Origin of the sequence: Dryocola boscaweniae (assembly GCF_025215095.1) — a bacterium.
Taxonomy (GTDB): domain Bacteria; phylum Pseudomonadota; class Gammaproteobacteria; order Enterobacterales; family Enterobacteriaceae; genus Dryocola; species Dryocola boscaweniae.
Genome location: NZ_JALHAP010000082.1, coordinates 511,724 through 524,319 on the forward strand (window position 1 = coordinate 511,724; position 12,596 = coordinate 524,319).

The 12,596-nt window shown below is 54.9% G+C and carries 10 protein-coding genes; 7 read left to right on the forward strand and 3 right to left on the reverse strand.

The features are described 5' to 3' along the window. Positions 1-11 precede the first annotated feature (11 nt). On the reverse strand, positions 12-560 hold the full coding sequence (locus MUA00_RS19805; RefSeq protein ID WP_271124708.1) for a DUF924 family protein: 549 nt from the start codon (positions 558-560) through the stop codon (positions 12-14). 201 nt (positions 561-761) lie between these two features. Here MUA00_RS19805 and MUA00_RS19810 point away from each other — a divergent pair, with 201 nt between their 5' ends. From MUA00_RS19810 to MUA00_RS19825, 4 genes are all read left to right on the forward strand, one after another. Next, complete coding sequence (locus tag MUA00_RS19810) at positions 762-3,854, forward strand: beta-galactosidase (RefSeq protein ID WP_271124709.1); 3,093 nt, start codon at positions 762-764, stop codon at positions 3,852-3,854. Between the two features lie 65 nt (positions 3,855-3,919). Beyond that, positions 3,920-5,182, forward strand: a complete 1,263-nt coding sequence (locus tag MUA00_RS19815; protein WP_271124710.1) for an MFS transporter — start codon at positions 3,920-3,922, stop codon at positions 5,180-5,182. A gap of 133 nt (positions 5,183-5,315) precedes the next feature. Beyond that, positions 5,316-6,107: an MBL fold metallo-hydrolase gene (locus MUA00_RS19820; RefSeq protein ID WP_271124711.1), complete on the forward strand. Its 792-nt coding sequence runs from the start codon at positions 5,316-5,318 to the stop codon at positions 6,105-6,107. Between the two features lie 85 nt (positions 6,108-6,192). Then, positions 6,193-6,891: an RluA family pseudouridine synthase gene (locus MUA00_RS19825; protein WP_271124712.1), complete on the forward strand. Its 699-nt coding sequence runs from the start codon at positions 6,193-6,195 to the stop codon at positions 6,889-6,891. Between the two features lie 85 nt (positions 6,892-6,976). On the opposite strand, the gene MUA00_RS19830 is transcribed toward MUA00_RS19825, so the two are convergent. Further along, positions 6,977-7,327, reverse strand: coding sequence for an MmcQ/YjbR family DNA-binding protein (locus MUA00_RS19830; protein WP_271124713.1), 351 nt, complete (start codon positions 7,325-7,327; stop codon positions 6,977-6,979). Between the two features lie 240 nt (positions 7,328-7,567). Here MUA00_RS19830 and ansP point away from each other — a divergent pair, with 240 nt between their 5' ends. The 3 genes from ansP to pqqU all read left to right on the forward strand — a co-directional run bounded on the left by ansP (position 7,568) and on the right by pqqU (position 12,047). Further along, complete coding sequence (ansP, locus tag MUA00_RS19835; RefSeq protein WP_271124714.1) at positions 7,568-9,067, forward strand: L-asparagine permease; 1,500 nt, start codon at positions 7,568-7,570, stop codon at positions 9,065-9,067. A gap of 55 nt (positions 9,068-9,122) precedes the next feature. Continuing rightward, a complete protein-coding gene (gene idi / locus MUA00_RS19840) occupies positions 9,123-9,671 on the forward strand; it encodes an isopentenyl-diphosphate Delta-isomerase (protein WP_271124715.1) in 549 nt (182 codons plus the stop codon). A 237-nt stretch (positions 9,672-9,908) separates the two neighbouring features. After that, positions 9,909-12,047 carry a TonB-dependent receptor PqqU gene (gene pqqU / locus MUA00_RS19845; protein ID WP_271125017.1) on the forward strand — a complete coding sequence of 713 codons (2,139 nt, stop codon included), beginning with the start codon at positions 9,909-9,911 and terminating at the stop codon, positions 12,045-12,047. Positions 12,048-12,141: 94 nt separating this feature from the next. Here the strand turns inward: pqqU and MUA00_RS19850 are convergent, their stop codons facing one another. After that, positions 12,142-12,507 (reverse strand): DUF4186 domain-containing protein, encoded by a 366-nt coding sequence (locus MUA00_RS19850; RefSeq protein WP_271124716.1) that lies wholly within the window; start codon positions 12,505-12,507, stop codon positions 12,142-12,144. Positions 12,508-12,596 lie beyond the last annotated feature (89 nt).

Genomic DNA, 12,596 nt, shown 5'->3' on the forward strand with positions numbered 1-12,596 from the left:
GCACAGGATGGTTACTTCTGTTCCGCCAGCCAGAGGATCTCTTCCGGCGTTGAGGGTCTACCGAGCGCCTCATTACGCCAGGGATAGCGCCCAAATTTATCGATAACCTGTTTGTGCTGTTTTTCAAATTCGCAGGATTGCTCACTGCCATACTCCTGGAACATTCTGAGCGCCAGTTCGTGAATAACCGGCGATTCCGAATGCATGTAGGGCATAAGAGCAAAGTCTCTTTTCTCAACCGGCAGTTCAGCAAAACCGGGGGATGTTACCAGTTCCTGTGCAAGCACTAAGGCCATGCCGTCTGCTGCGTAGGCAAGAGGACCTACGCGAAAAAGGTTTCGCGAAAACTGGTCGAGAATAATAACTTCAGCCAGTCGTCCGGAAAGGCTTTCTCTCCAGCTAACCAGTTCACCACGAATTGCTGCGCGATAAACGGCGGAAAAACGGCTTCGGATCTGTTCATCAAGCTTTTCCTCTGCGCTAAACCAGAGATCGGGAGCGGTTTCTTTAAACCAAAAATCAAGCACGCTCTCATCATCTTCCGCGGTTTCAGCTTTCATCGTTTAGCTCCGGCTTTTTTATTGAATAAATAGAACTATAGAGAAGTTCCGTTTTGTCTGTAGAAGGCTTGCTCCGCCTGGCGTGACAAATCTGTGAGCCATATCACCTAATGCCGCCATACTGCTTTACACGCCAGCCGGAAAAAATCATATTGCCTTTAAATTGTGAGCGCTTCGCAAATTAATTAAGGAACCCGGAATATGATAATAAAAGCAGGCAGCAATGCCGCCACTCTTGCTTCCGTCCTGGCCCGGCGCGACTGGGAAAACCCGGCCGTAACCCAGTTAAACCAGCTCGCCGCCCATCCCGCGTTCGCCAGTTGGCGCTCTGCGGAACTGGCGCGCAAAGACGCACAGTCTCAAAGCCTGCGCAGCCTTAACGGCATCTGGAAATTCAGCTACTTTACCCGGCCACAAGCCGTTCCCGAAAGCTGGGTTGAGCAGGACCTTAACGGGGCTGACGACGTTCAGGTTCCCTCTAACTGGCAGATGCTGGGTTACGATGCGCCAGTTTATACCAACGTCACCTACCCCATTCCTGTCAATCCGCCGTTTGTTCCTGAAGAGAACGCCACGGGTTGTTACTCGCTCACATTTAACCTTGATGCGGACTGGCTGGCGTCGGGGCAAAGCCGCATTATTTTTGACGGCGTGAATTCCGCCTTCCATTTATGGTGCAACGGCAACTGGGTTGGCTACGCGCAGGATAGCCGCCTGCCGTCTGAGTTTGACTTAAGCCAGGTGCTCAGGGCGGGTGAAAACCGCATCGCGGTGATGGTGCTGCGCTGGTGCGATGGTTCGTATCTGGAAGATCAGGATATGTGGCGTATGAGCGGTATTTTCCGCGACGTTACGCTGCTGCATAAACCGCAAACTCATCTCAGCGATATCCGCATTGCTACCCACCTGAATGAAGATTTCACCCGCGCCGAACTGGAAGCGCTGGTTGTGGTGAACGGTGATGAACAAGAGACGCAGGTTTGCGTTCAGCTATGGCATGGCGATGAACTGGTCGGTGAAAAGCAGCAGCCGATCGGCAGTGAAATAGTCGACGAACGTGGCGCATACAGCGACCGCACAACGGTTCGCCTGCCCGTAGAACGCCCGCTGCTGTGGAGCGCGGAGACGCCGAATCTTTACCGCGTGGTGGTGGTGTTAAAGGATAAGCATGGCGCGGTGATTGAGGCCGAGGCCTGCGACGCCGGTTTCCGTAAAGTAGAAATTTCGCAGGGACTGCTGAAGCTCAACGGCAAACCTCTGCTGATTCGCGGCACCAACCGTCACGAGCATCACCCGGAAAATGGCCAGGTGATGGATATCGATACCATGCGCCGGGACATTATGCTGATGAAACAGCATAACTTTAACGCCGTTCGCTGCTCCCACTACCCCAACCACCCGATGTGGTATCGCCTGTGCGACCAGTACGGTCTGTATGTGGTTGACGAAGCAAACATTGAAACTCACGGCATGGTGCCGATGAACCGTCTGAGCGACGATCCCGTCTGGCTGCCCGCCATGACCGAGCGCGTTACACGCATGGTGCAGCGCGACCGCAACCACCCCTCGATTATTATCTGGTCGTTAGGCAATGAATCCGGCCACGGCAGCAACCACGATGCACTGTATCGCTGGATCAAATCCAACGACCCGACGCGTCCGGTGCAATATGAAGGCGGCGGCGCGAACAGCGCGGCAACGGATATTATTTGCCCGATGTATGCCCGCGTCGACCAGGATCAGCCTTTCCCGCAGGTGCCAAAATGGTCAATCAAAAAGTGGATCGGCATGCCAGATGAAAACCGTCCGTTAATTCTGTGCGAATACGCGCACGCCATGGGCAACAGCTTCGGCGGCTTCCATAAATATTGGGCGGCGTTCCGTCAGTATCCTAAGTTACAGGGCGGTTTTGTCTGGGACTGGGTGGATCAGTCGCTGATTAAACGTGACGAGAAAGGCCAGCCGTTCAGCGCCTACGGCGGCGATTTTGGCGATAAGCCTAACGACCGTCAGTTCTGCATGAACGGCCTGGTGTTTGCCGACCGCACGCCGCATCCGGCGCTGTACGAGGCGAAACAGGCGCAGCAGTTCTTCCAGTTCTCTTTGCTGCGCGAATCGCCGCTCAAAGTTGAGATCGCCTGCGAATACCTGTTCCGCGCAAGCGATAACGAACGCCTGGTCTGGACGGTGAAGCAGGCAGGCACGGAACTGGCGCGCGGCGAAGCGCTGCTGGATATCTCTCCGCAGGGTAAACAAGTCATCATCCTTGATGCGCTGCCAGAAATCACACGCGGCGAAGACGTATGGCTCACGGTGCAGGTGCAGCAAATCGAAGCAACCGCCTGGTCGGAAGCAGGTCACATCTGCGCGTGGGATCAATGGCAACTGCCGGGCGTGCTGGCGACTCCGGAGCGAACCACGCAGGGTGAAGCGCCGCAGCTTGAAGCGACCAGCGACAGCTTCGAAGTTCATCAGAGTAACCAGCGCTGGGTCTTCAGCCGCGAAACCGGTCTGCTGACGCAATGGTGGAAAGACGACAAAGCCACCCTGCTTTCGCCTCTGCAGGACCAGTTCACTCGCGCCCCGCTGGATAACGATATCGGCGTCAGCGAAGCCACGCGCATTGACCCCAACGCCTGGGTTGAACGCTGGAAAGCGGCAGGCATGTACGAGCTGGAAGCTGAGCTGCTGAGCTGTGAAGCGCAAGGGCTTGAACGCGAAGTGCTGCTGCGCACGGTTCATCGCTGGACGCACCAGAACAAGACGCTGTTTGTCAGTCGAAAAACTTATCGCATAGACGACCAGGGAGAGCTGCATATCAGCGTCGACGTAGATATTGCGTTTGGCACGCCTGCCCCGGCGCGCATCGGGCTGACCTGCCAACTGGCAGAGATCCAGCCCACCGTGAGCTGGCTTGGCCTTGGACCGCACGAAAACTATCCGGACCGCAAACAGTCTGCGCTGTTCGATAAGTGGCAGTTGCCGCTGGAGGAGATGCACACGCCGTATGTGTTCCCGACGGAAAACGGGCTGCGCTGCGACACGCAAAGTCTGGAATACGGCGAAAACCTGTGGCGCGGCAGATTCCATTTCAACCTCAGCCGCTACAGCCAGCGACAACTGCGTGAAACGTCGCATCGACACCTGTTATCCGCAGAGCCCGGTAGCTGGCTGAATATCGACGGCTTCCATATGGGCGTGGGCGGAGATGATTCCTGGAGTCCCAGCGTTTCGCCAGAATATTTGCTTGAAAAACAACAATATCACTATTCAGTGAGCTGGGTGCGTCGTTAAGCCCTGCGCTTTCGTCCGGGCAGACCTGGCCAGTCTGCCCTGCTTTTACCCTAAGGATAAACATCATGTACTACTTAAAAAACACCAATTTCTGGATGTTCGGGCTGTTCTTTTTCTTCTACTTCTTCATTATGGGCGCCTACTTTCCGTTTTTCCCGATCTGGCTGCATGACATCAACCACATCAGCAAAAGCGACACCGGCATCATCTTCGCCAGCATTTCGTTTTTCTCCCTGCTTTTCCAGCCGATTTTTGGCCTGCTTTCCGACAAGTTAGGGCTGCGTAAACACCTGCTGTGGATTATCACCGGCATGCTGGTGATGTTCGCCCCGTTCTTTATTTATGTCTTCGGGCCGCTGCTGCAGGCCAATATTTTACTGGGATCGATAGTCGGCGGGATTTACCTCGGTTTTATCTACAACGGCGGCGCGCCGGCCATTGAAGCCTATATCGAAAAAGTGAGCCGTCGCAGCTCGTTTGAATTCGGCCGTGCGCGCCTGTTTGGCTGTGTCGGCTGGGCGCTGTGCGCGTCGATTGTCGGCATTATGTTCACCATCAATAACCAGTTTGTTTTCTGGCTCGGCTCCGGCTGTGCGGTGATCCTCGCCATTTTACTGTTTATTGCCAAACCGGAAACGCAGCCGTCTGCGGAAGTGGCCCATTCCCTTGGCGCTAACCATTCGCCGTTTAGCTTCCGCCTCGCGTTAGAATTGCTGAAAAATCGTAAGCTGTGGTTCCTCTCGCTCTACGTGGTCGGCGTGTCGTGTACTTATGACGTGTTTGACCAACAGTTTGCCAACTTCTTTACCTCGTTCTTTGATTCAAGCCAGCAGGGCACGCGCGTATTCGGCTATGTCACAACCATGGGTGAATTGCTGAACGCCTGCATCATGTTCTTCGCGCCGCTCATTGTGAACCGCATCGGCGGCAAGAACGCGCTGCTGCTGGCCGGGGCGATTATGTCGGTGCGCATTATCGGCTCCTCATTTGCTTCAACGCCGCTTGAAGTCATTGTGCTCAAAACGCTGCATATGTTCGAAATTCCGTTCCTGATCGTCGGCTGCTTTAAGTACATCACCAGCCAGTTTGAAGTGCGTTTCTCCGCCACTATTTACCTGGTGTGCTTCTGCTTCTTCAAACAGTTAGCGATGATTTTTATGTCCGTCTTCGCAGGCTACATGTATGACAAAGTCGGCTTCCACGGCGCGTACCTGGTGCTGGGCCTGGTCGCCCTGTCGTTTACCTTGCTGTCCGTGTTTACCTTAAGCGGCATGGGGCCTTTACAAGCCCTGCGCTCTTTCGGCAAGCAGGATGAGAAACTGGCGTAATAAAATTACGGCGGGGCGTACTGCGTCCCGCCGTTTTTACGTCTGATTTGTTGGATGAGAAATACCAGAAACGGCAGGTAAGACAAAAGCTATCCTTCTGAATGAATCTCTGACGAACAAAGAGGACGACTTAATGATTACTTTATGCAAAGCCTGCGGCACATCCTATGAGATAGCGGGTTCCCATCCGCAACATTGCAAAATCTGTGAAGATGAGCGCCAGTATGTCCCCGTAACGGGACAGGAATGGATCGATTCAGACACCCTTTTTGCTTCGCACTCAAACAAATGGAAACAGCACGAGACCAACCTTCTCAGCATCCGGACCGTTCCTGATTTTGCGATTAATCAGCGCGCTTTTATTCTCAGAACGCCGGAAGGCAATATTCTGTGGGACTGCATTGCCACTCTCGACGACGCCACGAAAACGCTGGTTTCTTCGCTGGGCGGGCTCAGGGCTATCGCCATCTCTCATCCTCATTACTACACCACCATGCAGGACTGGGCCGCCGAATTTGACGCCCCGATTTACCTGCATGCCGGCGATCGCCAGTGGATCATGCGCGGCAGCCCCTGGATCACCCTTTGGGAAGGCGACACCCTTAATCTTACCGCTGACGTCAGTATCATTCGTCTTGGCGGGCACTTCGCTGGCGGCAGCGTTCTTCACTGGGCGCGGGACGAAGGCGTGCTGCTTGCCGGAGACATCCTTCAGGTCACCCCGGGGGCAGATGCCGTATCCTTCATGTGGAGCTATCCCAATATGCTGCCGCTTTCGGCCGTAACGGTCAGCGACATTACGCGCCGCCTGAGCGCCGTGAAATTTAAAAAACTCTACGGCGCGTTTGAAGGAAAGGATATCAAGGAAAATGCCGATGACATCGTGCGTCGTTCAGGTGAAAAGTATATTGCCTGTCTCAGTTAAGTGAATTTATCAGGCGAACAGCGAGATTCGTCAGTCGGCTCAAAATTCGTTATCATCCGCACCCACACTTCATCCTGGTAGCCCGATGTCTAAGATTGTCGATACCTTTATTGCTCCGCCGTGCCATGACAATATCGAGCATCTCTATCAGGACGATCACCTGGTACTGATCAATAAACCCGCCGGACTGCTCAGCCTCTCGGGGAAAAATCCGCAAAATCTGGATTCGGTGCATCATCGACTGGTACAGATATTCCCCGGCTGCACCCTGGTCCACCGCCTGGATTTCGGCACTTCTGGTCTGATGGTGATTGCCCGCAATAAAGCTATCAATGCCGCCCTCTGCCAACAGTTCAGCCAGCGCACGGTGACCAAAGTGTACAGCGCGCTGCTTTGCGGGCATCTGAAAGACAACGAAGGGGTGATAGACGCAGCGATTGCCAGGGACCCGGCGATGTTTCCTCTGATGTCGATTTGCGCAATCCATGGCAAACCCGCTCGCTCCCGCTATCGGGTCGTTGAACGCTTTTATCATGAACCGGAGAACGGGACGCCGCTGCCCTTGACGCGGGTACAGCTAACCCCGGAAACCGGGCGTACCCATCAACTCCGCATTCACTGTCAGCAGTTGGGGCACCCTATTTTGGGCTGCGATCTGTATGGCGGTCGCCTGCTGCCAGGCACCGAACAGACGCCGCGGCTGATGCTGCACGCCAGCGAGCTGCATATTGTTCATCCCATCAGCAACGAGTTGATCAAAGCCCGTCACGCCAGCCCGTTCTGAAAGCGAAAGTAGCTTGACGATAATGTGTCCTGCTCCCCGTTGATTTATGCGCCGTGATGCCAGCAGCATTACGGCTGCGCACCCGTTAGCGGGTAAGCCGGTAGCTTTCATCTATCAAATCGAGAATCTCAGCGTCCGGCACTTTATCCAGAAGCACCGTCACCCAGTGTTCTTTATTCATATGATAAGCGGGCAAAATTCCGGGCTGCATTCTCAGCGATCCCAGCAGTTCCGGCTGAACTTTGATGTTCATCGCCTCAAGCAACGACGTCCCTTCAAGCCCCAGCTTTTCTGCCTGTATGGCATAAACCAGCGCAAACCATTTCTTTTTAAATTTATGCCTTAACACCGCGTAATCGCTGTTTTTCTGCCACGGGTAGTCAGGCTCAACCTGATATTTTTCAAATACGCTTTCAAAGAGCGCTTCACGTTTCATACGTCGTTTTCTCACCTCGCCCATTTCCTGTTGAGCAAAGTTAACACAACCCCTTCCCCGCTTTCGATTGTGAAGTCATTTCGGCCCGGTCACGAACCGCAAAGCAGGCTTTGCGTTGCTCTTCATTTCCTGCCAGGATCCATCGCCGAAATTTGCCATGTCCGCGATTTAACAAACTACAGGACAGAGGGTTTCGGAGGATAAACATTCAAGGCAAGCAGTAACAACACAGGAATAACAATGAAAACAAAGCACAAAACTGAGGCTGAACACCGCGCCGCTAAAAGGCGCTGGCTCAACGCTCAAGATTCTGGCTACCACAAGGCGATGGGCAATCGTCAGGTGCAGATGATTGCTATCGGCGGCGCCATCGGCACGGGTTTATTTCTCGGCGCAGGCGCTCGCTTACAGATGGCCGGACCGGCGTTAGCGCTGGTGTATCTGGTCTGCGGCATTTTCTCTTTCTTCATCCTGCGCGCACTGGGTGAACTGGTTTTACATCGTCCTTCGAGCGGCAGTTTTGTTTCTTATACCCGCGAGTTTCTTGGCGAGAAAGCCGCCTATGTCTGCGGCTGGATGTACTTCGTCAACTGGGCGATGACCGGCATCGTGGATATCACGGCCGTTGCGCTTTACATGCATTACTGGGGCGCGTTTGGCGATGTGCCGCAGTGGGTGTTTGCTCTCGGCGCGCTGGCGATTGTCGGTACGATGAATATGATTGGCGTGAAATGGTTCGCCGAAATGGAGTTCTGGTTTGCGCTTATCAAAGTGCTGGCGATTGTCGCTTTTCTGGTGGTCGGGACGGTATTTCTTGGCAGCGGCAAAGTGCTCGACGGCAACGCCACCGGCTTCCATCTGATAACCGATAACGGCGGCTTCTTCCCGCACGGCCTGTTGCCTGCGCTGGTGCTGGTGCAGGGCGTCGTCTTTGCCTTTGCCTCTATCGAACTGGTGGGCACGGCGGCGGGAGAATGCAAAGATCCGCAAAATATGGTGCCAAAAGCCATCAACAGCGTTATCTGGCGTATCGGCCTGTTCTACGTTGGCTCTGTCGTGTTGCTGGTGCTGCTGCTGCCGTGGAATGCCTATCAGGCGGGGCAAAGCCCGTTCGTCACCTTCTTCTCGAAGCTCGGCGTGCCTTATATCGGCGACATCATGAATATGGTGGTGCTGAGCGCGGCGCTCTCAAGCCTGAATTCCGGCCTTTACTCTACCGGACGTATTCTGCGTTCTATGTCGATGGGCGGCTCGGCGCCGAAGTTCATGTCCAGGATGAGCAGGCAGCAGGTGCCTTACGCGGGGATTCTGGTCACGCTTGGCATCTACGTTATTGGCGTGGTGCTAAACTATTATGTGCCTTCGCAGGTATTTGAAATCGTTCTGAACGTCGCGTCGCTTGGGATTATCGCTTCCTGGGCGTTTATCGTGGTTTGCCAGATGAAACTGCGTCAGGCTATCAAACAGGGCAAAGCTGACGACGTAAGCTTTAAGCTGCCGGGCGCCCCTTTCACCTCCTGGCTCACGCTGCTGTTCCTGTTTAGCGTACTGGTGCTGATGGCGTTCGACTATCCGAACGGCACCTGGACTATCGCCTCAATCCCTTTGATAGCCGTGCTGCTTACCCTGGGATGGTTCGGGGCGCGTAAGCGCGTGAACCTGATTGCAAACCAGGTTCACGAACATCACGAAGAAGAACAGCCTGAACATCTTATTCCTGCGGATGATTTAAGAAGCTGATACGTTAAGGCGGGTAAGCTTTGCGAACCCGCCTCCCGTTTACCGGATAAATGTTATGACTGCTGTAACCGAATACGTCCTGCTGCTGGATGACAAACTAAACATCTCAGGCACCATGGAGAAATCACGGGTACACACCGCCGCCACGCCGCTGCATCTGGCCTTCTCCTGTTATATTTTTAACGCGCAAAATGAGCTGCTGCTGACGCGCCGCGCCATTGGCAAAGTTGCCTGGCCGGGTGTCTGGACCAACTCGGCCTGTGGTCATCCTCAGCCAGGCGAAGCCCTGCCCGACGCGGTGATACGCCGTTGCTATTACGAACTGGGGCTGGCTATTGAAACGCCAACGCTGATTGACGAGTCGTTTCAGTACTACGCTACCGATGCCAGCGGCATCGTAGAAAACGAATATTGCCCGGTTTTTTTCACCCGCACCGCTTCCCGGCCGCAGCCAAATGAAGACGAAGTGATGGATTTTAGCTGGATACCCGTTGAGCAGGTATTAGCGGGGGTTAACGCCGTTCCTGCCGCTTACAGCCCGTGGATGGTTGAGCAACTGCGGCGACCTCTGATTCAGGCGGCGTTGAAGCAAAAAATTTCGTAAGATTTTTCCACTGCCAAACGGCTTGAATACCTGACGAATTTTGTCGTCGGCATGGCCTGAAAAACTCACTCCTGCGTCCCCGTCCTTGCGCTTAGTTGTTCTTTCACCAACACTTATCCTTAACGTAAAGTGCCTTTACAGTTTTCAAACTTTACTCATAAGTATTAACATATGCCGACAATGTTCCAGATGGTTCGTCTGGACGCTCGCCCTTCTCACCTGATGAAAATTGCTCTGATGAAAATGACTCAACACGGAAAGTCCACTCTCCCTCTCTTGCTGATCCCGGCCCTGACGCCCTGGGCTGCGCCTGTCCTTGCTGCTGATGCGCCGAAAGATAATGAACAAACGATGGTCGTTACGGCAAGCCCCGGCGGCATATCCGAGCTGGATACGCCGGCTGCCGTCAGCGTCGTCGCTGGCGATGACATGCGCCAGGCCGCGCCGCGCGTTAATCTTTCAGAGAGCCTGAGCAGCGTGCCGGGTTTGCAGGTACAAAACCGCCAGAACTATGCGCAGGATTTGCAGCTTTCGGTACGTGGATTTGGGTCGCGCTCCACCTATGGCGTGCGCGGAGTGAGAATGTATGTGGATGGTATTCCGGCCACCATGCCGGACGGCCAGGGACAAACGTCCAACATCGATATCAACAGCGTTGAGAGCATCGAAGTGCTGCGCGGTCCGTTTTCGGCGTTATACGGCAACGCCTCCGGCGGCGTGGTAAACGTCAATACCACAACCGGCACCCAGCCGCCGACCCTTGAGGCAAGCACGTATTACGGCAGTTTCGGTAGCTGGCGCAACAGCGTCAAAGCCACGGGGTCTACCGGCGACGGCACTCAGGCAGGCGACGTGGATTATTCCGTTTCCGCCTCACGCTTTACCACGCACGGCTATCGCGACCACAGCAGCGCACAGAAAAATCTAGGCAATGCCAAACTTGGCGTGCGTCTCGACGAAGCCAGCAAGCTGACCTTTCTGTTCAACAGCGTGGATATTGACGCAAACGATCCGGGCGGTTTGACCGAACAGGAGTGGCATGACAACCCGACCCAGTCGCCGCGCGCTAACCAGTACGACACGCGCAAAACCACTAAACAAACCCAGGCTGGCCTGCATTATGAACGCCAGCTCACGGCAAACGATGACCTGAGCGTGATGGTTTATGCTGGCGAGCGTGAAACCACACAATACCAGTCGATTCCCGTTGCGCCGCAGCTTAACCCAACCCATCCGGGCGGCGTGATCCAGCTTTCACGTCACTATCAGGGCATAGATTCCCGCTGGACGCACCGCGGCAATTTGCTTTCTGTGCCGGTCAGTTTCACGACGGGTCTTGATTACGAAACCATGTCCGAGAAGCGCAAAGGCTACGAGAACTTCGTGGTTGAAAACGGCGCCACCGTGCTGGGCGAAAAAGGCGACATGCGGCGTAATGAACGCAACTTAATGTGGAACGTAGATCCCTATCTGCAAACCGCGTGGCAGTTTACCGACAAACTGAGCCTTGATGCCGGGGTGCGCTTTAGCTCGGTTTATTTCGACTCTAACGATTACTACATCACCGGCGCCAACGGCGACGACAGCGGCGAAGCGAGCTACCACAAATGGCTGCCGGCCGCCTCGTTGAAGTACGCGGTAACCGACGCGTGGAATGTCTACGCCTCGGCGGGGCGCGGATTTGAAACGCCAACCATCAACGAATTGTCCTATCGCGATAACGGCCTGTCCGGGCTGAACTTTGGCCTGAAGCCGTCCACCAGCGACACCGTAGAAGTCGGCAGCAAAACCCGCATTGGCAACGGTTTGTTCACCGCGGCGGTATTCCAGACCGATACCGATGACGAGATCGTTACCGATCAAAGCAGTGGCGGACGCACAACCTATAAAAACGCCGGTGAAACCCGTCGCCGTGGCGTTGAACTTTCGCTCGATCAGCAGTTTGCTTACGACTGGCGCGTGAAGATGGCGTGGACTTATCTGGACGCCACCTACCGCACCAACGTCTGCGGCGACGACAACTGCAAAGGCAACCGCATGCCGGGCATCGCTCGCAATATGGGCTATGCCGCGCTGGAATACGCGCCGGAGGAAGGTTTCTATGCGGGAGCGGACGTTCGCTATATGAGCGATATTCAGGCCGATGACGAAAACGACGCCAAAGCGCCGACCTACACCGTCGCCTCGCTGAACAGCGGCTATAAATTCCGTATTCAGCAAAGCTGGCGGCTGGACGTATGGGGACGCGTGGATAACCTGTTCGACCGGGATTATGTCGGCTCGGTCATCGTTAATGAAGGCAACGGCCGCTACTTCGAACCGGCGCCGGGCCGCAATTACGGCGTGGGCGTGAATCTGAGCTATACGTTCCAGTAACGATAGCCGTTGTGGCGGTGGATGGCGCGCATACGCTTATCCACCCTACAATGCCCATAGCCAGGTCGGGTAAGCGCTGCGCCACCCGAAAAAGCTACCCCGATGCGCCCGTCATTTGCACAGTCAGCCACCGGTAAATCACCGCCACCACATACTGCTGTTGTTCGGCTGACAGCGCCGTTCCCGCCGGAATATTGTGCCATTTGGCAAGGCAGCCACGGCAGCAGGTGGCGGTGGCATGCTGGGCGATAAACACCGGATGACCGCGCATCGGCGTTTGCTTGCCGTCGTTATTCGGCTCGGCGGGCGCAAGACGCTTTGCGATAAAATCTTCGGCGTGGCGGGTGATGGTTTCCGGGCCTTTATCAATGCAATACTGGCGCTCTTTCGGACCAAGGCGGAAACGCATACGAAACGAGGAGCGCGCCAGGCGCTGGAAAACGGGGTCAAGACTGGTCACTGCATCACTTCTGGCTGGTTTCATAGAAGGCACATTCTTCCTCTTTTTCTGTCCGCCAGGTAAGCAGACCTGCAAGCGTAAATAACGTT

Coding starts and splice junctions, on each gene's coding strand:
- ansP (WP_271124714.1), top strand. CDS start 7,568: ATGAAAACAAAGCACAAAACTGAGGCTGAACACCGCGCCGCTAAAAGG.
- MUA00_RS19805 (WP_271124708.1), bottom strand. CDS start 560: ATGAAAGCTGAAACCGCGGAAGATGATGAGAGCGTGCTTGATTTTTGG.
- MUA00_RS19815 (WP_271124710.1), top strand. CDS start 3,920: ATGTACTACTTAAAAAACACCAATTTCTGGATGTTCGGGCTGTTCTTT.
- idi (WP_271124715.1), top strand. CDS start 9,123: ATGACTGCTGTAACCGAATACGTCCTGCTGCTGGATGACAAACTAAAC.
- MUA00_RS19820 (WP_271124711.1), top strand. CDS start 5,316: ATGATTACTTTATGCAAAGCCTGCGGCACATCCTATGAGATAGCGGGT.
- MUA00_RS19825 (WP_271124712.1), top strand. CDS start 6,193: ATGTCTAAGATTGTCGATACCTTTATTGCTCCGCCGTGCCATGACAAT.
- MUA00_RS19830 (WP_271124713.1), bottom strand. CDS start 7,327: ATGAAACGTGAAGCGCTCTTTGAAAGCGTATTTGAAAAATATCAGGTT.
- MUA00_RS19810 (WP_271124709.1), top strand. CDS start 762: ATGATAATAAAAGCAGGCAGCAATGCCGCCACTCTTGCTTCCGTCCTG.
- pqqU (WP_271125017.1), top strand. CDS start 9,909: ATGAAAATGACTCAACACGGAAAGTCCACTCTCCCTCTCTTGCTGATC.